This is a genomic window from Rhizobium sp. P38BS-XIX, assembly GCF_012641435.1.
Lineage (GTDB): Bacteria > Pseudomonadota > Alphaproteobacteria > Rhizobiales > Rhizobiaceae > Rhizobium.
Genome location: NZ_JABAIJ010000011.1, coordinates 113,585 through 139,767, shown reverse-complemented (window position 1 = coordinate 139,767; position 26,183 = coordinate 113,585). Strand labels below are relative to the sequence as shown.

Annotated in this window: 25 protein-coding genes; 8 read left to right on the top strand and 17 right to left on the bottom strand. The window is 59.0% G+C overall.

Annotated features, from left to right (window positions below):
* Positions 1 to 2 precede the first annotated feature (2 nt).
* The 5 genes from HGP17_RS27695 to HGP17_RS27675 form a co-directional block, all read right to left on the bottom strand.
* On the bottom strand, positions 3 to 791 hold the full coding sequence (locus HGP17_RS27695; protein ID WP_168814013.1) for an amino acid ABC transporter ATP-binding protein: 789 nt from the start codon (positions 789 to 791) through the stop codon (positions 3 to 5).
* Between the two features lie 10 nt (positions 792 to 801).
* Complete coding sequence (locus HGP17_RS27690; protein ID WP_168814011.1) at positions 802 to 1,575, bottom strand: amino acid ABC transporter permease; 774 nt, start codon at positions 1,573 to 1,575, stop codon at positions 802 to 804.
* Entirely contained in the window at positions 1,572 to 2,321 is a 750-nt protein-coding gene (locus HGP17_RS27685) for an amino acid ABC transporter permease (RefSeq protein WP_168814009.1), read from the bottom strand. The genes HGP17_RS27690 and HGP17_RS27685 overlap by 4 nt, the downstream gene beginning before the upstream one ends.
* 29 nt (positions 2,322 to 2,350) lie before the next feature.
* A complete protein-coding gene (locus HGP17_RS27680) occupies positions 2,351 to 3,187 on the bottom strand; it encodes a transporter substrate-binding domain-containing protein (RefSeq protein WP_168814007.1) in 837 nt (278 codons plus the stop codon).
* Between the two features lie 172 nt (positions 3,188 to 3,359).
* Positions 3,360 to 4,772, bottom strand: coding sequence for an XRE family transcriptional regulator (locus HGP17_RS27675; protein ID WP_168814005.1), 1,413 nt, complete (start codon positions 4,770 to 4,772; stop codon positions 3,360 to 3,362).
* A 206-nt stretch (positions 4,773 to 4,978) separates the two neighbouring features.
* On the opposite strand from HGP17_RS27675, the gene aceA reads away from it, so the two are divergent.
* Positions 4,979 to 6,268: an isocitrate lyase gene (gene aceA / locus HGP17_RS27670; protein WP_168814003.1), complete on the top strand. Its 1,290-nt coding sequence runs from the start codon at positions 4,979 to 4,981 to the stop codon at positions 6,266 to 6,268.
* Positions 6,269 to 6,294: 26 nt separating this feature from the next.
* Positions 6,295 to 6,540 (top strand): hypothetical protein, encoded by a 246-nt coding sequence (locus HGP17_RS27665; protein ID WP_168814001.1) that lies wholly within the window; start codon positions 6,295 to 6,297, stop codon positions 6,538 to 6,540.
* Between the two features lie 76 nt (positions 6,541 to 6,616).
* Here the strand turns inward: HGP17_RS27665 and HGP17_RS27660 are convergent, their stop codons facing one another.
* Both HGP17_RS27660 and HGP17_RS27655 read right to left on the bottom strand, forming a co-directional pair.
* Complete coding sequence (locus HGP17_RS27660) at positions 6,617 to 7,564, bottom strand: asparaginase (protein WP_168813999.1); 948 nt, start codon at positions 7,562 to 7,564, stop codon at positions 6,617 to 6,619.
* Positions 7,561 to 9,012: an amino acid permease gene (locus HGP17_RS27655; protein WP_168813997.1), complete on the bottom strand. Its 1,452-nt coding sequence runs from the start codon at positions 9,010 to 9,012 to the stop codon at positions 7,561 to 7,563. Before HGP17_RS27655 ends, HGP17_RS27660 begins: the two co-directional genes overlap by 4 nt.
* A 274-nt stretch (positions 9,013 to 9,286) precedes the next feature.
* On the opposite strand from HGP17_RS27655, the gene HGP17_RS27650 reads away from it, so the two are divergent.
* Complete coding sequence (locus tag HGP17_RS27650) at positions 9,287 to 10,714, top strand: aspartate ammonia-lyase (protein WP_168813995.1); 1,428 nt, start codon at positions 9,287 to 9,289, stop codon at positions 10,712 to 10,714.
* On the opposite strand, the gene HGP17_RS27645 is transcribed toward HGP17_RS27650, so the two are convergent.
* Entirely contained in the window at positions 10,686 to 11,399 is a 714-nt protein-coding gene (locus tag HGP17_RS27645) for a FadR/GntR family transcriptional regulator (RefSeq protein ID WP_168814100.1), read from the bottom strand. The two genes, HGP17_RS27650 and HGP17_RS27645, sit on opposite strands and share 29 nt — an antisense overlap.
* Before the next feature lie 209 nt (positions 11,400 to 11,608).
* Here HGP17_RS27645 and HGP17_RS27640 point away from each other — a divergent pair, with 209 nt between their 5' ends.
* The 3 genes from HGP17_RS27640 (at position 11,609) to HGP17_RS27630 (ending at position 14,091) form a co-directional block, all read left to right on the top strand.
* Entirely contained in the window at positions 11,609 to 12,790 is a 1,182-nt protein-coding gene (locus HGP17_RS27640; protein WP_348648999.1) for an MFS transporter, read from the top strand.
* A 149-nt stretch (positions 12,791 to 12,939) separates the two neighbouring features.
* Positions 12,940 to 13,572, top strand: a complete 633-nt coding sequence (locus HGP17_RS27635; RefSeq protein WP_168813992.1) for a DapH/DapD/GlmU-related protein — start codon at positions 12,940 to 12,942, stop codon at positions 13,570 to 13,572.
* 93 nt (positions 13,573 to 13,665) lie between these two features.
* On the top strand, positions 13,666 to 14,091 hold the full coding sequence (locus HGP17_RS27630; RefSeq protein WP_168813990.1) for a GFA family protein: 426 nt from the start codon (positions 13,666 to 13,668) through the stop codon (positions 14,089 to 14,091).
* Positions 14,092 to 14,164: 73 nt separating this feature from the next.
* Here the strand turns inward: HGP17_RS27630 and HGP17_RS27625 are convergent, their stop codons facing one another.
* Entirely contained in the window at positions 14,165 to 15,610 is a 1,446-nt protein-coding gene (locus HGP17_RS27625) for an aldehyde dehydrogenase (protein WP_168813988.1), read from the bottom strand.
* Between the two features lie 49 nt (positions 15,611 to 15,659).
* A complete protein-coding gene (locus tag HGP17_RS27620) occupies positions 15,660 to 17,111 on the bottom strand; it encodes an aldehyde dehydrogenase (protein WP_168813986.1) in 1,452 nt (483 codons plus the stop codon).
* 227 nt (positions 17,112 to 17,338) lie between these two features.
* On the opposite strand from HGP17_RS27620, the gene HGP17_RS27615 reads away from it, so the two are divergent.
* Entirely contained in the window at positions 17,339 to 18,235 is an 897-nt protein-coding gene (locus tag HGP17_RS27615) for a helix-turn-helix transcriptional regulator (protein WP_168813984.1), read from the top strand.
* Positions 18,236 to 18,264: 29 nt separating this feature from the next.
* Here the strand turns inward: HGP17_RS27615 and HGP17_RS27610 are convergent, their stop codons facing one another.
* From HGP17_RS27610 to HGP17_RS27585, 6 genes are all read right to left on the bottom strand, one after another.
* Positions 18,265 to 19,485 (bottom strand): DUF1501 domain-containing protein, encoded by a 1,221-nt coding sequence (locus HGP17_RS27610; RefSeq protein WP_168813982.1) that lies wholly within the window; start codon positions 19,483 to 19,485, stop codon positions 18,265 to 18,267.
* Between the two features lie 2 nt (positions 19,486 to 19,487).
* Positions 19,488 to 21,026 (bottom strand): DUF1800 family protein, encoded by a 1,539-nt coding sequence (locus HGP17_RS27605; protein ID WP_168813980.1) that lies wholly within the window; start codon positions 21,024 to 21,026, stop codon positions 19,488 to 19,490.
* Between the two features lie 75 nt (positions 21,027 to 21,101).
* Positions 21,102 to 21,551 (bottom strand): periplasmic heavy metal sensor, encoded by a 450-nt coding sequence (locus HGP17_RS27600; protein ID WP_168813978.1) that lies wholly within the window; start codon positions 21,549 to 21,551, stop codon positions 21,102 to 21,104.
* Positions 21,548 to 21,997, bottom strand: coding sequence for a hypothetical protein (locus tag HGP17_RS27595; RefSeq protein ID WP_168813976.1), 450 nt, complete (start codon positions 21,995 to 21,997; stop codon positions 21,548 to 21,550). The genes HGP17_RS27600 and HGP17_RS27595 overlap by 4 nt, the downstream gene beginning before the upstream one ends.
* Positions 21,990 to 22,562, bottom strand: a complete 573-nt coding sequence (locus tag HGP17_RS27590) for an RNA polymerase sigma factor (RefSeq protein WP_168813974.1) — start codon at positions 22,560 to 22,562, stop codon at positions 21,990 to 21,992. The genes HGP17_RS27595 and HGP17_RS27590 overlap by 8 nt, the downstream gene beginning before the upstream one ends.
* A gap of 362 nt (positions 22,563 to 22,924) precedes the next feature.
* Positions 22,925 to 23,749: an EF-hand domain-containing protein gene (locus tag HGP17_RS27585; RefSeq protein WP_168813971.1), complete on the bottom strand. Its 825-nt coding sequence runs from the start codon at positions 23,747 to 23,749 to the stop codon at positions 22,925 to 22,927.
* Between the two features lie 492 nt (positions 23,750 to 24,241).
* Here HGP17_RS27585 and HGP17_RS27580 point away from each other — a divergent pair, with 492 nt between their 5' ends.
* Positions 24,242 to 24,883 carry a TetR family transcriptional regulator gene (locus HGP17_RS27580; protein WP_168813969.1) on the top strand — a complete coding sequence of 214 codons (642 nt, stop codon included), beginning with the start codon at positions 24,242 to 24,244 and terminating at the stop codon, positions 24,881 to 24,883.
* A 147-nt stretch (positions 24,884 to 25,030) separates the two neighbouring features.
* On the opposite strand, the gene HGP17_RS27575 is transcribed toward HGP17_RS27580, so the two are convergent.
* Complete coding sequence (locus tag HGP17_RS27575) at positions 25,031 to 26,125, bottom strand: porin (protein ID WP_168813968.1); 1,095 nt, start codon at positions 26,123 to 26,125, stop codon at positions 25,031 to 25,033.
* Positions 26,126 to 26,183 lie beyond the last annotated feature (58 nt).

Here is a 26,183-nt window from a genome sequence, read left to right as displayed (position 1 = left end):
CCTCAGATGCCTTCGCCGCTTTCGACGGACGCGCGCGCACCGGCTAGACCGTTGACGAAACGCCGGATGCGCGCATTCGTCGAGGTCTGGAAGATGTGCCCGGGCGGCCCTTGGTCGACGATCTGGCCGTTCTCGGTAAAGACCACCACGTCGCTGATTTCTTCAGCGAAGCGCATTTCATGGGTTACAAGGATGCTAGTCATGCCTTCCTTGACAAGATCACGGATCACGGCGAGCACTTCGCCAACCGTTTCCGGATCCAGTGCCGACGTCACTTCGTCGAAGAGAACGAGATCCGGCCGCATGGCAAGCGCGCGGGCAATCGCGACGCGCTGCTGCTGGCCGCCGGAGAGCTGTCCGGGATACATGACGGCCTTTTCCGAAAGGCGCACGCGAGCGAGGAGATCTCTCGCATGGCGTTCCGCCTCGGTCCGATTGACGCGAAGAATACGCATCGGCGCGAGCGTGATGTTGTCGAGCACCGACAGATGCGGGAACAAATTATACTGCTGGAAGACGATGCCGATCTTCTGGCGCAGCTTGATGCGTTCGGCCTCGCTGCGCATCTGGTCGACGCGTACACCATTAACGCTGATCAGGCCCTTCTGCGGCGCGACCAGCGCGTTGATGCAACGAAGGATGGTCGACTTTCCCGACCCCGAGGGACCGATGATCGAGACGGTCTGGCCGCGAGCAACCGAAAGATCGATCCCCTTCAGGACCTCCGTCGACCCGTAGGCCAGATGTACGTCCGCCAGTTCGACGATCGGGTTGGTCTGAGCATGGCTCATGCCGGCTCCTTTAAGCTTTCATGCGGCGTTCAAGACGCCGCGTCAGGCTGGAAATGGGGTAGCAAAGGGCGAAAAATGCCGCCATGACGACGATGTAGGCAAGGACCGTGAAATCCAATCGACGAACTGCCGTGCTGGCATCTGTCGCCGCATGAAGCAGTTCATGCACGCCAACCAGCGAGGCAAGCGCGCTTGCCATGGTGATTGAGGCAAAAAGGTTCATCCAGGGTGGCAGCGAACGGCGCGCGCATTGCGGCAAGATGATCCAGCGAAGAGCCCCCAACCTGGAAAAACCAAGTCCTTTGGCCGCCTCCCATTGCGTTGTTGGGATGGACTGGATCGCACCGCGCGTAATTTCGGCAACGTAGGCACTCGCTGGAATCGCAAGCCCGATGACCGCCTTCACCCAATCGGGAAATGGCAGATAATGACCGAAGATCACAATCTCGAAGGGAAAGATGTAGGTCGTTGCGAAGATGAGGACGAGATGCGGAGCATTGCGGAAGATCTGCACATAGAGAACGACTGGATAACGAACAATCTTCAAAGGCGTCAGCTCGAGGATGCCGAGCACGACGCCGATGATCGTGCCACCGGCCATGGCAAGCAGGCTGATAAGGATGTTCATCAAAAAGCCAGTGCCGAGGTAGGGTAACCATTCGATCAGAACCCGCAGCAGCGACAGATCGGCCAACAACCAGACGGCGGCCATCGCGATCAACACACCGGCCAGCCACGGAAGCCAATTGCTCGTAGGCGTCGCAGAGAGCTTTGCAACACTCATGCGCCTGCTCCAAAGCCGGGCACGCTGAGACGCTTCTCCACCCACCGCCCGATCCTGGCAAGAGCGAGATTGATGGCGCTGAAGAAGAGCAGAATGACGATCATCAGCTCGACGACATTGTCGCGCTGCGTCCAGACCATGATGGAGGCATAGGTGATCTCGCTGACGGCGATCGCATTGCCAACAGTCGTGAGTTTCACCAGGTTGATCATATTATTGACGATGGCCGGCAACGACGCGCGGAAGGCGAGCGGGATAGCCACAAAACGCAGGATCTGTAGCCGCGTGAAGCCGATGGCACGCGCCGCCTCCACTGTCTGCTCAGGTACCGCCTCGATGCCGGCACGAAGAGCATCGGCATGGAGCGCAGCAACATGCAGACCAACGACTGCCACGACCCAGAAAAACGGCGTCAGCGGATTATGCTGCGCGCCGCCGAGCCCATTGGAGACCAGCGTGTTCAACACCAGGAAACTGAACATCAACTGCACGAGCGTCGGCGTGTTCCGCGTGATCTCGATCAACGTCCTGACCGGAGCGGATAGGAGCCTTCGCCCAGAGGTGAGCATAGTGGCAAACAGCAAGCCGAAAACAAGGCTGACCGGAATGAGGAGCACAATCAAATAAAGCGTGGTGATAAAGCCATCGCGCCAGATTTGCGCCTCATAACCACTAGCCAGGAATTCGTAATGAAGTCCGAGTTTACCAGTCCAGTCTATGAAGGTCTGAAGAAGCGAACTTCCCATGCGAACCGTTCCTCAAGCGACCGATAGGATCACTTGCCTGCGAGCTTCTTGTGCTCTTCCTCAAGATAGGTCGTGTTGAGCAGCCGGTTTGCCTTGGCGTAATCGAGGAGCTTGCCATTGGAATGCAGCGCCTGGATGGCCTTGTCGAGCGCATCGCGCGTATCGGTCTCACCCTTGCGCAGCCAGATAACGGAATCCGACGGTACCAGCTCGGTCGGGAACAGGATCTTGTAGTCCTTCCACTCTTCCGGACGATCCTGCAGCAGCAGGTTGACCGTTGCGCCGACATGGACGGCGGCAACGCAATTACCGCCCTGCAGGGCCAAAAGCGATTCCGGCTGGCTCGGCAAAGCCTTGACCTCTGCACCATACTGTTCGATCAGCGGTTGGGTGTAGTTGGATCCCTGAGACACGCAGACCGGCTTGCCCTTGAGATCGCTCCAGTCGTTGAGCCCGCTGTCCTTGCGACCAACGGCGGCGCCGCCACTACGATCGTAGGGTGTGGGCACATAGTCGAGGATCTTCGCGCGCTCTTCCGTGTACTGCATGTTTGCGATCAGGACGTCGACTTTGCCTTGCTGCAGGAATTGCACACGATTTGGCGGCGTTACGGTCACCGTCTCAAGCTTGACGCCGAGCTGATCGGCAAGCGCCTTGGCGATGTCGAGATTATAGCCCTTCTGCTCCTGGCTCGCCGGGTCGATATAGCCGAACGGAGCACCAGACAGGATGATACCAACCGTCAGCGCACCGCGGCCCTTGATGCGATCGAGCGTCGCATCTGCATGCGCGATCGTGGTGAAAAGCGCACCGCAGGAGAGCGCAGCGGCAAAAATGGCAGCAGATGTTCGCTTGGCAATATTCATAAGATCCGGACTCCTTGATCTGCGCGGAACCTAGAGAGGCGCCGCCCGGCAGGCGAGGAATCCAATTCTATTTATCGGAAGTTCGGCGCAACAAATTGCCTATAGAAACCATAGATTTTGATAAGACTGCGATCACTTTCAGCACCCAACGGTGCTGCGACAATCAGGACGACTACTGAAAATCGAATACACTCAGCCCCGCTGCCATTTCGTCGAGGCCAAGCGGGCGTGTAACGGGCGGTTCAGCCCGTGCGAGACAACCTTGCCTCTCGCAGAGGCGACAGGCTGGGCCAATCAGAATGGAGGCTGCACTCAATGCCTTTCCGTAGATCACTTCGTCGCGGTGCGCGATATCGCAGCCGAGCAGAAGCGCTGTCCGGCGCACTCTTTCGCCGAAATCGGCCTGAGGTCCCTCGATGGTTCGCGCGACAGTCAAAAAGCGCCCGCCATCCGGCATCTCGGCGGCGTCCACCAATATCTGGCCCGGTTGCGCAAAGGCGCCGTGGATATTGAGCTTTGGACAGCCGCCGCCAAAGCGTGCCTGCGGAAAGCCTTGCGCCCCCGCCTTGCGCAGGCGATTGCCGGCACTATCGATTTCCATGAGAAAGAACGGAATGCCCGCCGCCCCGGGACGCTGAAGTGTCGTCAACCGCGCCGCCGCCTGCTCGTATGACACGCTGAAACGCGCGCAAAGGCTGCTGATATCGTAATGCAAACGCTGCGCCGCAGAGAAGTAAGCCCCATACGGCATCAACAACGCATGGGCGGCATAACGTGCCAGTTCGAAGCGTGCGATACGATTGGCTTCGGGTGTGGAAAGCTGAAGAGCATCCAGTTCGGCGGAGATTTCTCCCCGCAGCGCCAACAGCGATATTTCCGTCGCGATCTCGCGGAGCTGATCAAAAGGCGAGAGCCGTTCGGAGAGAAAAAGCCGCATCGAGTGCCGGTCGTAGCGGCGCCGCAGGCCTGGCATGGAGTGCACCGGCAAAAGGCGAACGGCGATACCATGCTCCCGCTTCAACCACGCCCGCAATGCACCGGCCATATCGTCACCGGGCGACAGATGATCCTGAAGCGCGTCGGCGGCATCCTCGATGCGGGCAAAAAAATTCGGTCGTGATTGGAAACGATCATGCACCTCGTCAAGCGGCAGGCGAGGTGTGATAACATCTGCAACCCTCCCTTCGCGGGACAGGAGTTCGGCGAGATCCGATAGTCTGGCAGCCTGCTCGCGATAGGCGCGATAAAGCCGGATCATCCCATTTGCCGCATTCGGCGCTGCTTCTGCAAACTCGATCAGTTCCTGGTCGCCGGGTATCTCGCCGGCAAGCAGCGGATCGGCAAAGATTTCGCGCAACTGCCCTGCGCTGCCGGCCTCTCCCCCTTGAAGTTCATCGAGATCGACCCTGTAGACCGATGCGAGCTTCAAGAGCAGCTGCACGGTCAGCGGCCGCTGGTTGCGCTCGATCAGATTAAGGTAGGACGGCGAGATATCGAGGCCCTGCGCCATCGTCGTCTGCGTCAGACCGAGCCCCATGCGAACGCGCCGCACCCTTGGGCCAGCAAAGATCTTTCGCTCCACCATAAGCTACACCTTTTACAGAAGCCGGATTGCCCAATATTTACAAGTTTTACAAATTTACACAACGCAGCAGTCAACTGTAACACATCCTAACCCGTTTATTCAACACGATACGCGGCTTCTTCTGGCCGAAACAAGATCGATCTTGTAAAAACAGTCATGCGATCACGATCGATCGGAGGATCGAAAAGCACAATCGGGAGAATAGCATGACAGACTTTTACAAACTCGTTCCCAGCGCGCCTGCCGGGCGCTTTGATGGCATCGAGCGCCCTTATAGGGCCGCGGATGTCGAGCGGTTGCGCGGCTCGATCACGATCCGCCACTCGCTGGCCGAAATGGGAGCAAACCGCCTCTGGCAACTCATTCGCGAAGACGATTTCGTCAATGCGCTTGGCGCGCTTTCCGGCAACCAGGCCATGCAGATGGTCCGTGCCGGCCTGAAGGCGATCTATCTCTCCGGTTGGCAGGTTGCAGCTGACGCCAACACAGCATCCGCCATGTATCCGGACCAGTCACTCTACCCTGCCAATGCCGGTCCGGAGTTGGCAAAGCGCATCAATCGCACCCTGCAGCGCGCCGATCAGATCGAGACCGCCGAGGGCAAAGGCATGTCCGTCGACACGTGGTTTGCGCCGATCGTCGCTGACGCCGAAGCAGGCTTCGGCGGCCCGCTGAATGCGTTCGAGATCATGAAAGCCTATATCGAAGCGGGCGCTGCCGGCGTGCACTTCGAAGATCAGCTGGCATCTGAAAAGAAATGTGGCCATCTCGGCGGCAAGGTGCTTATTCCGACGGCGGCTCATATCCGCAATCTGAACGCGGCGCGACTTGCTGCCGACGTCATGGGCGTGCCGACCCTCGTCGTTGCACGCACCGATGCCGAGGCAGCCAAGCTTCTGACGTCTGACATCGACGAGCGCGACCGGCCTTTCGTCGATTATGACGCCGGCCGCACGGTCGAAGGCTTCTACCAGGTGCGCAACGGCATCGAGCCCTGCATCGCCCGCGCCGTCGCCTACGCGCCGAATTGCGACCTCATCTGGTGCGAGACGTCGAAGCCGGATCTGGAGCAGGCCCGCCGCTTTGCCGAGGGCGTGCACCGCGTCCACCCCGGCAAGTTGCTCGCCTATAATTGCTCGCCATCCTTCAACTGGAAGAAGAACCTGGACGATGCGACGATCGCCAAGTTCCAGCGCGAGCTGGGCGCGATGGGTTACAAGTTTCAGTTCATCACGCTTGCCGGCTTCCACCAGCTGAATTTCGGCATGTTCGAACTCGCTCGCGGTTACAAGGCTCGTCAGATGGCCGCCTATTCCGAGCTGCAGGAAGCGGAATTCGCCGCCGAGACCAATGGTTACACCGCCACCAAGCATCAGCGCGAAGTGGGCACCGGCTATTTCGATGCAGTGTCTCTGGCGATCACAGGCGGTCAGTCATCGACGACCGCCATGCACGGATCGACCGAGCATGCCCAGTTCAAGCCGGCAGCCGAGTAATATCACAATCATAGGAGGAGAATGAAATGCCATCGATAGCACGCGTTCGCGAGAGAGCCGAAGAGCAATCTCTCACCATGAACACCGATCAGCAGGCGGTCATCCGCATGCTTGCCAACGAGCTGCATCGCCTCAACCAGGCCGTCATGAATGCTGTCGAGGCTGGCGTCTCCGTGGAGCTCGTCCGATCGGCCCGTCATCATGGCGGCAACGGCAACTGGGGTGACCTCATGATACCCGTCGTCGTCGCCAACGCTACAAGGCCAGCCTAGTAGGAGCCATTAGGCCAACCGCCTTCGGGCCGTGCCGTCAATCACCGGCCGGCCCGTCGTCATCGTGCACTCTCGCCTAGGGGGCATCCGCGAACGCCTTCGCGATCTCTTCGACAGTAGCCCCGGACGCAACAAGCGCCGCCAGCAGGATCCGCGCCTGCCCCGGCCGCAGGGTCGATGAGTGAATTGCACCGGCATTGGCGAGATCATGTCCGCCGCCGCCGCCGCCATAGCTCGAAATCAGCAATCCATCCGGCACGCGACTTGATACCACGACGGGGACACCGACATCGGCACAGCGTCGAACGGCTTCGACGAGACGCGGATTGGCGTTACCCGATCCAAGGGCCGCGAGCACGATACCATGAGCGTCTGCCCGGAGACTTGCGTCCAGATGGACGGAGTCGCAACCGGGATAAACCGCAACGATGTCCACCCGAATGCCATCGAGAGCTGCCGCAAGCCGTGGGCTCGGCGGATTTTCAAGTGGCCGAGATTGCCTGAAGGCATCGGCCAGATCCGAGACATTCTTGTACAATCCCCAGGCCGGCAAGAGACGGCCGCCGAAACAGATGAGAACGCCGCGCCCGGTATTTGCTGGATCGATCGCGGCAGCAACCGCTGCGCCAAGGTTGGAAAGCCCGTCGGCCATCGGATGATCAGCCGTGAATTGCGCACCGGTGAAGACGACGGGCTTGGTCAATCCGTGCTGAAGATGCACGAACAAGGCCGTCTCCTCCATCGCGTCCGTGCCATGCAGGATCACGATGCCGCTAACGGTCGCATCCGCCAGCAGTCCGGCCACCTGTTCGCTAATCCCCTGCATATCGGCAAGTGTCAGGCTCGCAGAATCCTTCGCCATCAACTCGACAGGCCTCAGATCGACAGGCAGATCGGGTAAAAGGGCCAGCAAGCTTTCGCCAGACAGGGACGGCGCACTCGCGCCGTTATCGGCGCGTTCGCTTGCGATCGTGCCGCCGGTGGCAATGACTGCCACCAGCGGTTTTATGCGCGAATGTGTCACGCCTGACCCCGCTCGGCCGCTAACCGCTGAATGCGGTCGCGCAAAAGATACCAGCCGATGACAAGCGCTGGCGCGATCAGGGCGAGCGACGCGATCGTCCATGTACCGACAGGATAATCGAGCGCCATCAGCACAAGTACTGCGAAAAGGAAAACAAGCGTGAGAATACCGGTATAGGGCGCGCCGAACATTTGGAAGTCAGGACGCGCCATCTCACCGCGCTTCGACAGTTTCCAGAGTTTCAGCTGGCACAGCACGATCACGCCCCAGGCGGAGATGATACCGAGCGCCGAGAGATTGAGCGCGATCTCGAAGGCGGCAGACGGCACGACGGCATTCAGCGCTACGCCGATGACTGTCACGACAGCCGTGACTGCGATGCCACCATACGGCACGCCGGCCTTGTTCATCTTTGCAAGCGCTGCCGGTGCCGAACCGGAGACCGCCATCGAATGTAGGATCCGACCCGTGGAATAGAGGCCCGCGTTCAGAGAGGACAGAACCGCCGTCAAAACAACGAGGTTCATGATGATGTCGGCACCTTCGATCCCGATGGTGCCGAAGAAAGTGACAAAGGGGCTCTCGCCGGCCTTGTAGGCCGTGTAGGGTAAAAGCAGCGACAGAAGCAGGACAGAGCCGACGTAGAAAATCAAAAGACGGGCAACGACCGTGCGGATCGCGCGCGGCATGACCTTGCGCGGATCTTCCGTTTCTCCGGCTGTGGTCCCGATCAACTCGATCGACGCATAAGCAAACACCACGCCTTGAATGATCACGAAGGCTGGCAGGATGCCGTTCGGGAAAAACCCGCCGCTATCGCTGATGATGCTGAAGCCGGCAGGATGACCCGCAATCGGGGTGCCCGAGACGACGAAATAGATGCCTACCACCAGGAAACTGACGAGTGCCAGAACCTTTATGAGGCTGAACCAGAATTCCAGCTCGCCGAAGACCTTGACCGACAGAAGGTTCATGACGAGCACGACCATCAGCGCGATGAGTGCGAAGACCCACTGATCGACGCCTGCAAGCCAGGGCACATAGTGCTTGAAGAAATTCATATAGAGCGCAACGGCGGTCACATCGGCAACCGAGGTCATCGCCCAATTCAGCCAGTACATCCAGCCGACCGCAAAGGCCATCTTCTCGCCATAGAACTCGCGGGCATAGGACACGAATGAGCCCGAGCTCGGCCGATGCATGATCAGTTCGCCGAGTGCACGCAAGACCAGGAAGGCAAAGAAACCGCAAAGCGCATAAACGAAAATCAAGGCTGGGCCGGCGGCGGCCAGCCGCCCGCCTGCGCCGAGGAAAAGGCCGGTGCCGATCGCGCCCCCGATGGCGATCATCTGGATCTGCCGCGGCTTCAGGGCCTTGTGATAGCCAAGATCCTCATTGGCCGGCGGCCGGCGATCCGCCGGCACATTCTGAATTCTATCGCCTGACATTGCTCCTCCCTTGAGCCTGTGTCCTGGGACGGATCCGGGCGCTCATTCGCACTCGACCGGATGCCGTTCCGCTCTCTTCGATCCAGCGATCCAATGTTCGAGAGCGCCGGTCATGCTGTAATGCTGTATGACAGATTTTTCTCTTAACAGTGAAATTTGCCCAGGGTCAACCCTGTAGCCTTGAAGTTGACGCAATTCGGCAGAACGGGTAACAACCAATAATCTGTCATACAGCTTTACAGATTTTCTTTGGATTTTACCGTGGGAGGACAAGGTGGCGACGACAAGAAGCGAGTATGATCTGCTGGGCGAAAAGGATATTCCGGCGGATGTCTACTGGGGTGTGCATACCGCAAGAGCAGTGGAGAATTTTCAGGTAACCGGCACGTCAATCGGTCGATACACCCATCTGATCCGCGGCCTTGCCTTCGTGAAGGAAGCCGCGTCTCTAGCCAATCACGAACTTGGATTGCTTGACGGCGCAAGGCTTGACGCCATTGTCCGCGCGTGCCGTGAAATCCGAGCCGGAGAATTGCACGACCAGTTCGTTGTCGATGTCATCCAGGGCGGCGCTGGAACCTCGACCAACATGAATGCCAACGAGGTCATTGCCAATCGCGCGCTCGAACTGCTCGGTCATTCCAAGGGCGACTATCGCCATCTTCACCCAAACGATCACGTTAATCTCAGTCAGTCGACCAACGATGCCTATCCGACAGCCGTCAATGTCGCACTGATAGAGGCGATCGACGGTCTGGCTGCCGCAATGGATATGTTGAAAGAGGCGTTCGATCGCAAGGCCAAAGAGTTCGACGGAATTTTGAAAGTCGGAAGAACACAGTTGCAGGACGCGGTTCCGATGACGCTTGGACAGGAATTCCGGACTTTCGCCGTGATGCTCGGAGAGGACAGATCCCGTCTCATCGAATCCGCCACGCTCTTGCATGAAGTCAATCTTGGAGCGACAGCCATCGGCACAGGCCTCAATGCGCCTGACGGCTATGCCGCCCTTGCCTGCGCTCATCTCGCGCGGTTGACGGGCCGCCCCCTTGTGACCGCCAGCGACCTTATCGAAGCTACTCAAGATCCTGGAGCCTTTGTCCATCTTTCCGGCGTGTTGAAGCGTGTGGCGGTCAAACTCTCGAAAACCTGTAACGACCTGCGCCTCCTGTCATCGGGGCCTCGAACCGGCATCGGCGAGATCACGCTTCCGGCCATGCAAGCCGGTTCCAGCATCATGCCCGGCAAGGTCAATCCGGTCATCCCGGAAATGGTCAACCAAGTCGCATTTTCGGTCATCGGCAACGACATTACCGTTACCATGGCTGCGGAAGCCGGACAGCTGCAGCTTAATGCCTTTGAACCGATCATCGTCCGGTCGCTCTCGGAAAGCATCATACATCTGACCGCGGCCTGCCACATCCTCGCCGAACGCTGCGTCGACGGCATTACGGCCAATCCAGCGCTGATGGCGCAGCGTCTACAGGAATCGATCGGCCTGGCAACGGCGCTTAACCCGTTGATCGGTTATCAGGCGGCGACCAAGGTTGCCCGTGAAGCGCTTGCAACGGGCCGCACAGTGCCGGAAATCGTGCTTCAGCACGAATATCTGACGGCCGAAGAGCTCATTGAGGCCTTGCGACCCGAGCGGCTTGCCAACCTCCCGGCCGCTCTCACTGACGCGGTGGATCCTCGCCGATAATCGTCGTCACCACGCGCTTGACTTGACCCAAGTGGGCCTCCATCGCCGCCATGCCTGCCTCTTCCGATCCCGCCGCAATCGCCTCGACGATGCGGCGGTGTTCGACATTCGAAGCTAGACGGCGCTGTGCCATCATATTGACGAGCTCCGACTGACGCATCAGCGCATCCCGCGCATCGGTGACGATCTTCGCAAAGACGGCATTCCCGGAGGATTCCGCGACTGTCGAATGAAATTCCGAGTCGAGTTTGACCCATTTCAAAGGATCGTCTTCCCGGTCCATGTCATCACAAAGTTGGAATAGGCGCACCAGTTGTTGCTCTGTCCGCCGAGCCGCCGCCCATCCGGCGGCGGGAACCTCGATGAACGGTCTCGCCTCGATCAGATCCCGCGCGGAATAACCGCCATATTGTAACTCAGGGCCAGTCGTCGACGTGATGACATAGGTACCGCTGCCTGTGCGCGTCTGGGTCAGGCCAAGAGTTTGCAGCGAACGAAGCGCTTCGCGCACGATCGGTCTACTGACGCCGTAGCGCGCAGCAAGCTGCGATTCGGCAGGCAGCCGTGTCCCGACTGCCAACCGTCCAGAAGTTATTGCCGAACGAATATCCTCAAACACCGCCTCCGCAGCGTTTTTCCGACTGATCGGACTTGTATAAGATAACCAATCAGCCACCTCGCTCATGTCCGCCAACCTTCACAAACATTCCCCCCTTGTCAAGGATCGAGCCCAGGGATCGAGTACAGGGATCGAGCCCCACACCCCATGGGCGCGGGCACGAGAGGCTGCAGTCATTCTGCTTTACGGAGAGAATGACAACAGCGACAACTTAGGCTTGATGGGCCTTCGTTGATAATTTAAAGAAATCCTTATGTCTTTATATGGAGTCGAGCGTGCCCTTACCCCTCTTCGCTTTGTTTCTGGCGGCGTTTGCGTTCGGCACGACCGAATTTGTCATTGCGGGCATTCTGCCTGATGTGGCAAACGGCCTGGGAGTGTCGATCCCATTTGCCGGCTACCTGGTGTCCGGTTACGCCTTGGGTATCGCGATCGGCGGACCGCTTCTGACAATTGCATCACGTCGGATCTCGCGTCGAGCCATTCTTGTTGCCCTTACGGTCGCCTTCTGTTTCGGGCAAGTCGCCTGCGCCCTTGCGCCCGACTTTGCGACCATGCTCGTCTTCCGCGTTTTCACCGCCGTTGCGCACGGGGCTTATTTCGGCATCGCAATGGTGGTTGCGATCGCCCTTGTTCCGCAGGAGTTCCGGGGCCGTGCTGTCTCCATCATTCTCGCAGGCTTGACGGTTTCCAACATTATCGGCGTCCCCATCGGCGCTGCCATCGGTGGTCTTTGGGGATGGCGCATGACATTCTGGGCCATGACCTTGATCGGGGTTTTCGCCCTGGTCTCGATCTCGGTCTTGATCCCGTCGACGAAGGTCGAGCCGCAGCAATCGGGTTATTTCAGCCGTGAAGTTCGCGTTCTCGGTCGCCAGCAGGTTTGGACGTCCCTCATCATCATGCTTGCCTTGATGATCGGTCAAATGGTGCCTTTCACGTATATAACGCCGCTTTTGCGAGAAGTGACCGGCCTTGATGCGATGCTTATTCCGTGGGTGCTTCTGCTCAACGGGGTTGGAGCCACGCTCGGCGTTCTGATCGGCGGACGGCTCTCGGACTGGAAATTGATGCCGTCCCTTATCGTCATGCTTGCCGTACAGGCCGTCGTTCTCGTCGTCTTTTACATGGTCAGCCCCTATCCGCTCCTGATGACGGCGACGATTTTCGTCTGGGGAGCTCTCAATTTCGCCATCGGAACGCCCGTGCAGGCCCGCATCTTGATGTGGACGGCAGACGCGCCGAATCTGGCCTCATCGCTGATTCCATCCGGGTTCAACGTCGGCATTGCGATCGCGGCGGTCATTGGAGCAACGTTGCTTGAAGAGGGATACGGATATCGTAGCCTGCCTGTGCTTGGCGCCGCTGCTCTTGCCCTGGCCTGTGCGGTTGCCATGCTCTCGGCGGCCAGCGAAAAGCGCAGCGGTATCGTTCCCCCGGCTGTCGCCGCCACGTGATTAGGTCTGCTGAGGAATAGAATATCCAACCAAGGGATCGACGAGATCCTGTCGAGCCGGGCTGGCGGCGCAGCTCGGTCGGTTGCTGATCGCGTGTCACATGTCCTTCATCGTCTCCAATTACGCAGGCTGAAATTCGGAGACCTTATATGCATTCGACCACCGAGCCCAATCGCCCAACAATCGCTGAAACTATTATCCATCCGACGGCGGCCATCCGGGACGCCCATATCGGCAAATGCTGTGAGATCCTGGCGGATACCGCTCTCCACGCCGTGGAACTGGGGGATTATTCCTATCTCGGACCTCGCTGCATCGTCGGCGATGCAGTGATCGGCAAGTTCTGCGCGATTGCGGCCGAGGTCAGGATCGGCGCACCCAATCATCCGATGGACCGCCCGTCCATGCACCGCTTCACCTATTGTCCCGAATATTATTCGCCCGATGCCGTCCGCGATACGCTATTCTTCGATCGGCGAAAAGCAGATCGCGCCGTCATTGGCAATGATGTGTGGATCGGTCACGGCGTGATCGTCTTGCCGGGCGTGCGCGTCGGCGATGGTGCCGTGCTGGCCGCCGGCGCGGTCGTCACCAAGAATGTCGAACCCTACACCATCGTCGGCGGTGTTCCCGCAAAGTTCATCCGCGAGCGGTTCACGAGAGACATCGCCGAAAAGCTTCGCTCCATTGCATGGTGGGATTGGCCCTTCGCGACCATCATGGAAAGGCTCCCCGACTTCCAGTCGAGCAATATCGAGGCCTTCTGCGAACGCTGGTCCTAATTTCAGAACGAGCAATCAAAGCGCGCCGAGATCGGCCTTGCGGTTGATATCCGGCCTGATTAATTTCACTGCAAATAGCGAGGTGATTTGGCAATGAGCGATGAAAGACGACAACACGAGGCGGCCTGTCACTGTGGTTCCGTCAGATTCCACGTTCGGCTAGCGGACGAATTCAATACGATCCGCCGATGCACCTGTTCCTATTGTCGAATGCGTGGCGCAATCGCCGTTTCGGCACAACTCGCGGATATCGAATTTATCCAGGGCGAGGACAATCTAACGCTTTACGAATTCAACACACGTACCGCCAAGCACTATTTCTGCAAGACGTGCGGTATCTATACGCATCACCAACGCCGATCCAACCCGAACCAATTCGGCATCAACGTTGCGTGCATAGAAGGCGTCAGCCCCTTCGACTTTGCGGAGGTCCAGGTGATGGATGGCGTATCTCATCCGTCCGATTCAGGAGGCGGGTCAAAGGTGGCGGGCGTGCTGCGCTTCGAACCCACACGTTAAGTTCAAGTCTTTGGAAGCTGGCATTGGAAACCGAGCGGGCGGTCGAATCATCTCGCCCGCCCGCCTCTATCGATTAAAATGGATAGTGCTGCGCAGGATCCTCGATGGTTACCCAACGCAGGTCGGTGAACTCGGCAATGGCTGCTTTGCCCCCGAAGCGCCCGTAGCCACTGCCCTTGACGCCGCCAAAGGGCATTTGAGCCTCGTCATTCAATGTCGGTCCGTTGATGTGGCAAATGCCGGACTGAATGCGGCCGGCAACGGCAAGCGCGCGCTGCACGTCGCGGCTGAAGACGGCGGATGACAGACCATATTCGGTATCGTTGGCGACACGCACGGCCTCATCCTCATTCGCGACACGAATGATCGGTTTGACAGGCCCGAAGGATTCTTCGGAATAGACGCGCATATCGGGTGTTACAAAATCAAGCAGGGTCGCTTCCACGACGGTGCCGCTTCGCTTGCCGCCGGCGACAAGCTTGGCGCCTTTGGTCCGAGCGTCGGCAATCAACTCCTCCATCTTCTTTGCGGCATCGAGGCTGATCAATGAGCCTAGGACGACGTGGCCACGGGGATCGCCAGCCGGCAATGACGCGGCCCGCGCCGACAGCTTTGCAACGAACTCATCAGCAATCGCCTGGTGCACGATGATGCGCTCCGTCGACATGCAGATTTGGCCCTGGTGCATGAAGGCGCCAAAGATTGCGGCATTGACGGCGCCGTCGATATCCGCATCCTCCAATATGACGAGAGGTGCTTTGCCACCAAGTTCGAGAAGCGCAGGCTTCAGATGCCTGCCGCTGAGTTCGGCAATGATCTTGCCGACTTTCGTCGAGCCGGTGAAATTGACGCGGCGAACGGCGGGATGAGCAATCAACGCCTCGACAATGTCGGCTGCGTCCTCGGGAGCATTCGTGATGACATTGATGACGCCGGCCGGCAGTCCGGCTTCGGTCAGAGCAGTTGCGATCAGGCGCTGAGTGCCGGGGCATTGTTCGGATGCTTTGAGGATCACGGTATTGCCGCAAGCGATCGGCATGGCGATTGCCCGCGTCGCGAGGATGACAGGCGCATTCCAGGGTGCGATCGCCAGGCAGACGCCCGCCGCCTGACGCACGCCCATAGCAAGCGTACCGGGCTTGTCCGATGGGATGATCTCGCCGCCAATCTGCGTCGTCATCGCGGCTGCCTCGCGCAGGATATTGGCGGCCAGCATGACGTTGAAGCCTGCCCAGGGCGCCGTTGCACCCGTTTCTTCCATCATCAGCCTCGTGAACTCGCCGACTTTGGTATCCATCATATCGGCGGCTTTTGCCAGGATAGCACGCCGCGCACTTGGGCCTGTGCTCGACCAAGCGGGAAAAGCGGCAGAGGCAGCTTCAATGGCAGCAGAGACGTCATCAAGCCCAGCCGCCGCCGCTGTCGTGGCGAGCTCGCCCGTGAACGGATCCAGGCGATCATAGGTCCGCCCGCTGGCAGCCGGTCGATCGACGCCGTTGATGAGAAGAGAAACTTGCATTTTGTCCTCCTTATAAAAGTGGTTCTTTAGCCCTGCCGACCTCTATTGCTCAGATCGGATAGTCTCGATTGCCCGATGCGACAGTTATCCATCGCAACTCGGTAAATTCGTCGATCGCTGCCTTGCCGCCGAAACGACCGTAGCCGCTCGATTTCACGCCACCGAACGGCATCTGCGGTTCGTCGGCGACGGTTGCCTCGTTGATGTGGCAGATGCCCGTCTCGATGCGACGAGCAACCGAGAGCGCCTGAGGAATGTCGCGGCTGAAGACGGCGGACGACAATCCATATTCGTTGTCGTTCGCGACCGTCACGGCTTCATCGATACTGTTGACGCGGATAATCGCCGCGACCGGCCCGAAGCTCTCTTCACGATAGACGCGCATCGCTGGCGTGACGTTGTCGATGATCGTTGCATCGATCAACGTGCCGCGCGCCTGGCCGCCGCACACGAGGGTCGCTCCCTTGTGAGAAGCATCTTCGACGAGAGCGATAATTCGCCTTGCGGCCTCGGCCTTAATCATCGCCCCAAGTGGCATCTTACACTCGCGCGGATTGCCGGCGACGAGCGCTGCGGCTTTCGCCTTAAACTTGGCAATGAATTCGTCGGCGATATCGTCCATCAGGATAATTCGTTCCGTCGACATGCAGATCTGGCCCTGGTTCATGAAGGCACCGAACGCAGCAGCCCGGACGGCTTCATCGATATCGGCGTCGGCCAGCACAATGAAAGGCGCCTTGCCGCCAAGTTCGAGGAGACAGCGCTTGAGGTGGCGCGCGGATGCTTCCGCGATCAAGCGCCCGACACGCGTCGATCCGGTAAAGTTGATCCGCCGCACAGCCGGGCTCGCGATCAAAGCCCCGACGATTGCGGCCGCATCCTTCGGAGCGTTCGTGATCACATTCACCACTCCCGGCGCAAAGCCAGCTTCCAGCATCACGTCGCCAATCAGACAATGCGTCCTGGGACAAAGCTCGGATGCCTTCAGGATAGTTGTGTTGCCACAGGCTAAAGGCATGGCAATCGCGCGCGCTCCGAGAATGATCGGGGCATTCCAGGGCGCAATCCCGAGGCAAACGCCGGCAGGCTGACGAACCGCCATCGCAAGATTTCCTACCTTGCCAGAGGGAACGATCTCGCCCGTGATCTGCGTCGTCATCGCCCCTGCTTCGCGCAGCGTGTCAGCCGCGATCGTGCAATTGATCCTGGCCCAGGCTGCCGTTGCGCCGGTTTCGCCGATCATTGCATCGACGAAGTCGGCGGTGCGGGCAATGAGGATATCGGCAGCCCTGTTCAGGAGCGCCCGGCGCTCGCTCGGCCCGACGTCGGACCAGGCGGGAAAGGCAGCCGCAGCAGCCCCCGCGGCAAGCTCCACATCCGCAAGCGAAGCTGCAGCAGCGATGCTCGTGATATCGCCGGTCGCTGGATCAATGCATTCAAACGTCGATGCATCCGATGAATCCTGCGCTTCGTTGTTGATCAGCAGTTTGGTGATAAACATGGCGATCGTCCGGTCTCCGGCGAGTGATAACCTCGGGCATTTGATGGGAAATGCTTTCACGCGGCTCAAGATGATCATGGTTATCCATGGTCCGCAGAACCTCCTCCTAAAGGCTCGGACACAAACTTACGTCATCGTGCACAGCTTTGAATGTGATTTTTTGGGTTAATATTGCGAAAATCTGGCAGCCATGGCAAATTTTCGCTGCCCGAGATAGGGAGGTTTTATTGATTTCCGATGGCGGCATCCATCTTCACGCTCGCGCAGAGCGGTACGAACCGTCATTGACGCATCGCACACTGCGCCTCCACAAGGGAATTTACCTCCAGTTCCATCACCTCTTGCTGCTACAAGCTGGCACAGCGGAACTGCTTTTTGAAACTGACGAGCGGATGACGTTGCAGGGACCCACCATTGCCTCTCTGCCGCCGCAGTCTCGATGCCAGCTGATTTTATCAGCGGGTTCTACAGGTTCGCTGTTAGGCACCTCACCACAGATCATGGTCGATGCGATCGGCGATCGCGCCGAGTCCCATGCTTTGCGAATTTTCACGGAACGCGCATGGTTCGCGAGCGAACCGAATGCCGATGCCATCAATGAGGCTCGGCCACTCATTGTCGGCTTCGTTCAAGAGCTTGGCGATCCGGCGCGCAGCTCCTGGACTGCGGCATCAGCCTATATGCGATTGATTTTGCTTGTGCTCTGGCGCGCCGCCGGCGCGGGGACGATCGAACAGCGCGGGCGCGGTGTGAATGCCTCGGTCTTACAGCGATACAGGCAGTTGGTAGAGGCCTGGTTTCGCCAGCATCGGCCAATGGGGGATTACGCCCGCGAACTCGGCGTCACCACCGATCGCCTCCATGCGATTTGCAGTGGCACGCTTGGACGGTCACCCGTCCAGCTGCTGCATGAGCGCGTCGTGCAGGAAGCAAAGCTTCGGCTGGAGCGCTCGGCCCGCACCGTCCAGGAAATTTCGGATGCACTTGGTTTTCGCGATCCGACCTATTTCAGTCACTTCTTCAAGAAGAAAACCGGTTTCTCACCAGCTGCCTATCGCGATGTCGCCCGCAGAAACGACACCGCAGAAACTGCCTTGTCGTCAGGATATGCCGACTGGCCGTAACAGCGCGTGATGCGCACCCAAAGCCATCTTCAGACGATCAGGCCCTTCATTGGCAGGACGTGATCGGATCCTGGAAAAACGTTACGTGATAATACGGCCGGCGACGCGCCGAGCAGATCGACCGCGATGCCCTTGACCACCGCGCGAAGATCCGTCGTGGCCGCGAGGTCGCGACCATCCCGTAGCTGCGCCTGTTTGAGACCGGGCCAGTCAGCAATCACACGACCGCCCTTGATCGCCCCGCCGGCGAGAAAGGCCGTTGTACCAGTCCCATGGTCCGTGCCTTGCGTGCCATTGACCTGCGCTGTGCGGCCAAATTCGGTGGCAACCAGGATAGCGGTGTCCTTCCAGGCAGGACCAAGCTCCTGCTGAAACGCAGCAAAAGAATTATCGAGCCCGACAAGGAGCTTGTTGAGCCGGTCTACCTCGCCGGCATGGGTATCCCATCCCTCAAAGGCCAGAGCGGCAACACGAGGCCCCTCATCCTGTGCCAGCAGACGCGCCGCTCCCTTTGCCATCTGTTCCATGCCGTTGGGATCGCCAGGACCTCCCCTCGCCTTCACATCAAGGCCGGCGGCAATCTTGCCGGTCGAAATGCCCTCGGCAAGAATTTTAGCAAAAAGCGGATCTGTATGATTGTAGAGATCCATTAGCCGCGGCGGCAGGTCGTCGCTGACGGGCTGCAGGTTGGAAGGCGACCAGCCAAGCACCAGCGCCTTGCCTCGAATGACCAGCGGTGCGTTTGCGCCGACGGACAGACCACGGATTTCAGCAGGACCGGGCGCGACCTTGTCGCCCTTCGGCAGTCCCTCCAGCATCCGGTTCAGCCAACCGGAATCGACGCGGCCAGGCATCTCATACCCTGACTCCAACACGTCCTGTCCATCGAAATGCGATCGATCACGGTAGGAGGTCGCGCTGGCATGTACGACCGCGGCCTGCCCTTCACGATAAAGGCGATTGAAGTTCGGCATCGACGGATGAAGTGCAAAGAAGCTGTCAAGCGGGAGAGCCGCATCCGGTCCGCTTGTGCTCATGGCGATCGCCTGACGCAACGCCTGGTAATCAGGGTCGCCGACAGGCGGCACTGCGGTCAATCCGTCCAGTGCACCACGCAGGATGATGGTAACAAAACGTGGGTCGCGCGCGCCGGCGGCATGCACGAAGCGTGGCATGAAGGCCCAGGCAAACAAAGCGCCTGAGGCGCCGAGCACGGCACGACGGGTGGGGGTCATGAGTTCGCAGGTCATGGTCAGCGCCTTTGAAATTCGGGAGAAAGATAAGCAATCATCAGCCCTTGCTTGCGGGTCTCCGCACGCGAAACGGCCTGAAGCGTTTCATTGGAAAGAAGGGGGCCGAGGCTATCCGACGCGAAACTGCGCGGATCTACCTGCGGTGGCATGGAATTCGCGATCATGTTTGCCACATCCATGCGCATGCTGAGGCTCTCGCTGGAGGCCCACACGTCGACGGTGTCGGCAAATCCGTTCGGTCCGGCCGGCGCCCAAAACGGCTGCCCCATGGCGGTCAACGCGCCGAGAATAACATTCGGCTTCGGCGTTTCCCCGCTGGCCCGCAAGAGTGCGGTCATGAACTCGACAGGCGATCGAACCTTCGAAAGCGTCGGGTTCCAAGCATCCTCGGAGCTGATGAGCGCCCGATAGACGGCCGAAAGATCCCCGTCCGTCTTGCTGAAGGTGGCGGCAACCGTCTGTACAAGGGCGGGCGGCGGCGTATCGGCAACGAAATGCCGGACAAGTTTAGTGGCGATATGCTGCGCTGTCGCCGGGTGTCGCGCAAGATCCCGCAACGCCTCACGCCCCTGCCCGACGCCGTTATCGGCATAGGTCAGGCCTAGCAACGTCTGATCACCGGGCTCATGGGCGCCTGCGTTGAAAACAAAGGTTCCGGGCGTCCCAAGTTTGCCTGCTGCGCGCACGACCGTCCAACCGGTGATGATCTTGGCAAGGGTCGTGACGTCGGCCTGCGTGTAGCCTCCGTTGACGCCAAGTGTATGGAGCTCAAGCGTCTCTCGCGCCAGGTTTTCGTTCAGGCCCCGCATCTTGTTGCCGTTGGCCTTGGAGTTCGGGCCGATCGACTGCTGGTTGTCGAGATAGCCAAGCATGGCCGGATGGGTCTCAACAGCAAGCAACATATCTGCAAAGCGGCCGAAGACGTGCGGACGGATCGCCTCTCGCTCGAAGGCACCGGCCGCGATATGAACTTCCTCACTCTTTGTCACAGCGACAGCAAAATGGTTCGCCCAAAACATCGCCAACCGCTCACCGAAACCGATCAGCGGTTGCCGGATAGTGCCGTTGAAACGAGCATCGACTTCTGCCAACAGGATCTGCTGCGGAAGGTAGGGCGTTTGCGCCCTTTCCGGCTTCCCCATCTCCTTGGCACCTGCCGACATGGGTCGAATGGGGGTTTGCGTGCTCATTGATTGATTTGCAGGCGAGGATGCCGTTGCGCCAGGTGGCTGTGCCGGCGCCTTCTGCGGCTGCTGCGGGCCCTGCATCGCTGCGCCTTGCGGCGCAGCGGCTGCCGCGGTGGCTGCCTGTTCGCGCGCCTCCTTGCGCTGCTGCTGGAAGGCATAAAGCGAAACAAGAAGATCGGCCGTCGATTGGAGCTGTGCACCGACGGGTATCGGAACGAAGCGCTCCGTGATCTCTTCCATCAGTGCGCCGCGCGGATCTGAGGCGATCGACGCAGTTCCGTTATGGTCCGCGCCTAGGCCAAACCGCGAGAGCGTCAGGGCGGCATAGATATCATTCGATTGCTGAGCCATGTTTTTGCAAACTCCTGCATCAAACATGCCCCTTGAACGTCTGCATTTTCCCGATCCGTCGGTCGCAAACTATGATCATTTTGTGGCAGCGTTCCTCGGTACGCTGCGACGGATCAGGGTCTCGGCGAGTGCGCGCCGCTCGTCATAGGAGAGTGTTGCCGCAAAATCGACCGCCCGCTGCTCGACTTTCGCCCTCACGGCCGCGTCGGCATTGCGTGCCCTTGCCAGAGCAGCCGATAACGCCTCTGTATCAAGCGTCGGCTGCCCCAGAATGGAAGCCGCATCCACCTTGGCCTGTTGAGCCTCGAGGATTGTCTGGCGTTCGTCCTTGCGCGCCTCGTTGAGCGCCGCACGCAATGCCTTCCTCTGTGTCGCGGGCAGCTGCTCGCCGCCCAGGGGCATCATGACGTTGCGAGCTTGCGAGCTTCGGATCCACGTCAACCCTCCTCCGGCCAGTGCGCCGATCAGGAAAGTGTTCAACACCAAAAGGCCTATGACCAGTATTCTGAAGCTTCGCTCTGTCATTGGCTTTCCTGCGTTACGGCGCCGTCGGGTCCGATATCGCCAAACATAGTGCTCGTACCATCGGACATGACGCTCGTGTCCGGTCTCAGATTGGGCGCCAGAACGGCTATGGCGATGCTGCCGGCGAGCGCGCCGGCGATCCCGATGCCAACCAGACCCACTCCTGCAGAACCGAAACGAAACCAGTTGCGGATCCTCGATCGCTGAGCGAGCTTTGAGATGATGCGGCCCTCAAGGCCTTCATGCCGGGCGTTCAAGACATAGGTATCGAGCAAGGCATCCAGATCGCCCGCGCGCTCCAGCACCCTGCCGACTTCGGCACGTCTTGCATAATCGCGCGCAGCCAGACGCTCGGCCTGCGGCCAACGACCAATATCACCGCCGTAGGCATCGGCCAGCTCGGCAAAGCGCTCCGCACTCATCGGACTTGCGACCTGTTCAGCCATCGCTCTGTTCCTTCAACAACAGCACTTGCAGAGAGCGCCTTCCCCGCGCCAACAGACTTTCCAATGCATCCACGCTGACATCCATAATGGCGGCCGCTTCCGCGTTCGACAGCGCTTGATAGTATACGAGGACGATTGCTTCACGCTGGCGGGGCGCGATTGCCTGCAAGGCCCGCTCCACCCGCCGCGATGGATCTTCCTCTCTCATCAGGCCCGCATCCGGTCCCGGACCATCATATCCGATCTCGGGCGGATGCTCGGCAAGCACATCCTTGCGTCGACGCAGACGGTCGTAGCAAAGGTTGATCGCCACGCGGTGCACCCATGTGCTGAAGCGGGCATTGCGCTGGCGCCAGCCGCCGGCATTGCGCCAGACACGCAAGAAGGTCTCTTGCGCCACGTCTTCAGCCTCGGCGGCATCGCCAAGCATACGGGTCGCCACAGACAGGATGCGCGGTAATTGCCGCGCCACCATGGTTCGCATCGCCGGCGCGTCGCCCGTCGCAATACGACCCAAAAGATCCTCATCCGGGTCGCCACTCTCGGGCGTGCGATCCCTCTTCATCAACAATCGCCACCATCCACGTTTCGTGCGATATCCGCATAGCATGCCCCTTCTGCGCCAATGACAAGAGGGCGTCGACCAATTCCCGTATCCGAAACATGGCACCAATCCGCTCGCAGCGGCTGCTTCCTTCGATATCGAGCATAGGCTTTCGGAGATTGAACGAACGCGTCCAGCAAATCCGTCGCTCCGGCATTCAAGTTTTTCGAATTTTTCGCCGCGACTTTCATGGCTTCACCGGCCAAAGACGCCACATCGGCTCAAGGCATAAAAATGCCGGCTCGCTTGGATGTGGAGGCCCCAACTTCTCCGTCCAAGCTGCCGGCATCGTCGCACCATCGGATGCGAAACGTCGCGTCCGGTCAGAGTGTGAGCAAATCGCTCGTCGTCTGATCCTGTTCGTTGAAGGCGTAGAGGCTGCCGAAGTCCGGCATCGGCGACTGCTGACCCCTCACGGCCGATTCGAACTGACTTTGCGTCAAAGAACCTGAACCGGATGTGTCGAGGCTTTGAAACAGACTCGTCGCCTGATCCGCGCTCACATCGGAAGGGCGTGCGGCGACGAACTCGGCTTGCGTGACATTGCCGTCGCCATCGGTATCCATCGAGGAAAAGATGTTGGAGAGCGCATCATCGCTCAAGGCACCGCCTCCGTGGTGGTGGTGACCGGCATGCATGGAGCTTGCCAACTGCGACTTGGTGAGCGATCCGGTGTTATTCTCGTCGAGGCTCTGGAACAGCTGCTTTGCCTGATCCTCACTGACGCCAGACGGCCGCGCGGCAACAAATTCCGCCTCGCTGATGTTGCCATCGCCGTTGGTGTCCATGGCGTCTATCATATCGCCTTGCCTGTTGCCCTGCGCAGCAGCTGCGGACGAAGACTGTTGCGTGCTCGAGGTCGAATCGACGGAGCTGCCATCGGACGTCGATGCGGAACTGTCGTCACCGCTTCCATTGCCGGACTGCAGGTTGAGAATGATGTTCATCAACTGTGCGATCAGCTGCTCGGCAGCGGTGATCTGCGACTGGTCGTCGGACGAGGACGATGAGCTTGAGGCGGAAGCGCCGCCTGACTGGCTCCCCGACAGCAGAGACGAAAGCGAATCGTCTGTCGTGGACGACGATGTCGATTGCGAAGTGGGATACTGATAGTATCGATTGGGTAGAACTGAGGTAATGCTCGTCATAGGGGCCTCCAGATACGAGCGTTGAGACGAACTCCGATTGCTTACGCGGACGCGACTTGAACACATGACATCATGTTGAGCCGCGCGAGCGCGCGCCACGACGTCGATAACCGATATGGGCTGATGGAATTGCCGAACGCGGCGGACCAGATCTTTTCACGCATCGGCATGACGCGTCCGCCACGTTTGTCGTGACTGAATGAAGATCGTCCCAGGCGATATGTCGCCGTCATGGCGTTATCGGCATCTGCACATTTTCGATTTTGCACTTCCCAACGTGCGGAAATTGCATCGGGAAACTTGCGCGTAGCTTATAGGTGCTTGACGAATAGGGCGCGTTACGGTTTGCTTTATTAATTTTGAGCGAACATCTAAAGTTCGCTGTACTACTGCGTGTTGCCGGATTATGGGGTCCCGGCCATTAAGTGATAAAGAAGACGAAAAAGAACAAAAAGGGGCACGGCTTGCAAATCGATTTGGGTGGAGACGCGAATGAGACGAACTAAGGAGGAGGCTGCGGAAACAAGGAGCGAGATTTTGCATTCAGCAAAAGCTCTGTTTCTCGACAAAGGCTACGAGAATGTCAGTCTCGAAGAAATAGCCACTGCGGCCGGCGTCACGCGCGGAGCCGTCCACTGGCACTTCAAGAACAAGCAGGGTCTGATGTTTGCGATTCGCGACGAAGCCCAGCAGCCATTTCAGGAATTGGCGGAGCGGATGTCGAAAGAGCTTCCGCCCAATCCGCTTGATCTCGTTGCCGATGCAATCGCCTCGATCTTCGAAGACGTTCAATGCGATCCGCGCAAACGCAGCATGCTGAAGGTGATGATGCATCTCGACATGGCGTTCTGCGATGGAACCACGAACCGCGCGAGTTCCTTCCGTCAGGACATGCACGACAATTTCGAACGCATTTTCACTTTGATGGATACGAAAACGAAGCTTCCGGCGCCGTGGACGCCAGACACGGCCGCTTCGGCATTGACGGCCGTTATCGGCGGCCTCATCACCGAGTGGACACTCGATCGCGGCAATTTCCAGCTCGTCCCTTGCGGCCAGATGTTTATCAAAATGGTCTTGAAAACCTGGTTCCCGGCCGGTCAAACGCAGGCAATAGCAAGCTCGGCTGCCTGACGGCAAATCAATGCCCAAAATAAAAAGGATCCGGAGGGAAAGCCGGATCCTTTCTCTTTGATCGGAGGTCAACCGATCATTTCAAGAAGCCTGACGGATTGGAACGCCAGGCTTCTTTTACCCGGCCCAAGGCCGGGTAATTCTTGATTAGAAGCTACGCTCGAAGCGCATGATACCAGCCCACTGATCCTGGTTCACAGAATCGAAGTTGGTGTAGGAAACTTCCGGACGAAGCGTCAGGTTCTTAACCGGGTTCCAGGTGAGGTTCGTCGTAGCGGCGAAGATCTTGGAGTCGGTGTAAGCGAGCTGGATGTTCCACTTCAGCTTGTCGTTGATCGGAACGCTACCGCCGCCCCAGACAGCCCAGTCACCCCAGCCGCACTTCGATGCATCGTCAACCGGGCAAGCAGAACGGTCGAGGTTCGTGCCAGCATACTTGTTGAGCTTGTCGCCGTCGGTGTTGTAACCGCCCATCAAGAAGGCCGAGAATACGCCGAAGTCAGCGTCTACGCGAACCTTGACAGCGCCTTCTTCAACGATCGAGTCGTAACCGCCAACAACCTTGACGCCCCATGCGCCGGACTTGAAGCCGAGACCGGCGACAACGTCAGGAGCGTAATGGTTGGACTTGTCGTCCGTCCACCAGCTGGAGCCGTAGGATGCAGAGCCGTCGGAAGCCGAGTTGCTGTCTTCGAGCGAGACGACAGCGGTGAAGCCGTTGCCTGCGTCGTAGTTGTAGGTCAACTGGTTGAGTTCGTACGGGCCGTCGTAGATCACGTCGTCGTTGATGACGTCGCCAGCGTAGCCGACATACAGGTTGTACTGCGAGTCGAGCTTACCAACAGTGAAGCCGCCGAGGCTGATGTTGGCGAACAGAAGCTTCGTGCTGGTGGCGCCGCCGTCATTCCAGTCCCAACGGAAAACCGTGTTGGTCTTCAGCGGACCGTATTCGGTGTCCGTTGCGGTGTCGAGGCTCAGTTCAGCGCGGGTGTGCCACAGCGTGCCAACCTTGCTGTTCGGGTTGTAGGCGTCGTACCATTCACCTTCGGAACGTACACGGCCGCCGATCTTAAGGCAGGTTTCCGTGCCCGGAATGAAAAAGTAGCCAGCACCGTATGCGTCGCAGATGCGAACGTATTCCAGCGGCTCGGGCTCAGCAGCAACGATTGCGTCAGCTGCATGGGCACCGGAAACTGCTGCGAGTGCAGCAGCGGAGCCGAGAAGAAGGCTCTTGATGTTCATATTAAACTCCTGGTTGTAATATGCATTTCTATCTTACCGCGAGAACAGAACTGGAATA

Coding starts and splice junctions, on each gene's coding strand:
- HGP17_RS27695 (WP_168814013.1), bottom strand. CDS start 791: ATGAGCCATGCTCAGACCAACCCGATCGTCGAACTGGCGGACGTACAT.
- HGP17_RS27690 (WP_168814011.1), bottom strand. CDS start 1,575: ATGAGTGTTGCAAAGCTCTCTGCGACGCCTACGAGCAATTGGCTTCCG.
- HGP17_RS27685 (WP_168814009.1), bottom strand. CDS start 2,321: ATGGGAAGTTCGCTTCTTCAGACCTTCATAGACTGGACTGGTAAACTC.
- HGP17_RS27680 (WP_168814007.1), bottom strand. CDS start 3,187: ATGAATATTGCCAAGCGAACATCTGCTGCCATTTTTGCCGCTGCGCTC.
- HGP17_RS27675 (WP_168814005.1), bottom strand. CDS start 4,772: ATGGTGGAGCGAAAGATCTTTGCTGGCCCAAGGGTGCGGCGCGTTCGC.
- aceA (WP_168814003.1), top strand. CDS start 4,979: ATGACAGACTTTTACAAACTCGTTCCCAGCGCGCCTGCCGGGCGCTTT.
- HGP17_RS27665 (WP_168814001.1), top strand. CDS start 6,295: ATGCCATCGATAGCACGCGTTCGCGAGAGAGCCGAAGAGCAATCTCTC.
- HGP17_RS27655 (WP_168813997.1), bottom strand. CDS start 9,012: ATGTCAGGCGATAGAATTCAGAATGTGCCGGCGGATCGCCGGCCGCCG.
- HGP17_RS27645 (WP_168814100.1), bottom strand. CDS start 11,399: ATGAGCGAGGTGGCTGATTGGTTATCTTATACAAGTCCGATCAGTCGG.
- HGP17_RS27635 (WP_168813992.1), top strand. CDS start 12,940: ATGCATTCGACCACCGAGCCCAATCGCCCAACAATCGCTGAAACTATT.
- HGP17_RS27630 (WP_168813990.1), top strand. CDS start 13,666: ATGAGCGATGAAAGACGACAACACGAGGCGGCCTGTCACTGTGGTTCC.
- HGP17_RS27625 (WP_168813988.1), bottom strand. CDS start 15,610: ATGCAAGTTTCTCTTCTCATCAACGGCGTCGATCGACCGGCTGCCAGC.
- HGP17_RS27620 (WP_168813986.1), bottom strand. CDS start 17,111: ATGTTTATCACCAAACTGCTGATCAACAACGAAGCGCAGGATTCATCG.
- HGP17_RS27610 (WP_168813982.1), bottom strand. CDS start 19,485: ATGACCTGCGAACTCATGACCCCCACCCGTCGTGCCGTGCTCGGCGCC.
- HGP17_RS27605 (WP_168813980.1), bottom strand. CDS start 21,026: ATGGCTCAGCAATCGAATGATATCTATGCCGCCCTGACGCTCTCGCGG.
- HGP17_RS27600 (WP_168813978.1), bottom strand. CDS start 21,551: ATGACAGAGCGAAGCTTCAGAATACTGGTCATAGGCCTTTTGGTGTTG.
- HGP17_RS27595 (WP_168813976.1), bottom strand. CDS start 21,997: ATGGCTGAACAGGTCGCAAGTCCGATGAGTGCGGAGCGCTTTGCCGAG.
- HGP17_RS27590 (WP_168813974.1), bottom strand. CDS start 22,562: ATGAAGAGGGATCGCACGCCCGAGAGTGGCGACCCGGATGAGGATCTT.
- HGP17_RS27585 (WP_168813971.1), bottom strand. CDS start 23,749: ATGACGAGCATTACCTCAGTTCTACCCAATCGATACTATCAGTATCCC.
- HGP17_RS27580 (WP_168813969.1), top strand. CDS start 24,242: ATGAGACGAACTAAGGAGGAGGCTGCGGAAACAAGGAGCGAGATTTTG.
- HGP17_RS27575 (WP_168813968.1), bottom strand. CDS start 26,125: ATGAACATCAAGAGCCTTCTTCTCGGCTCCGCTGCTGCACTCGCAGCA.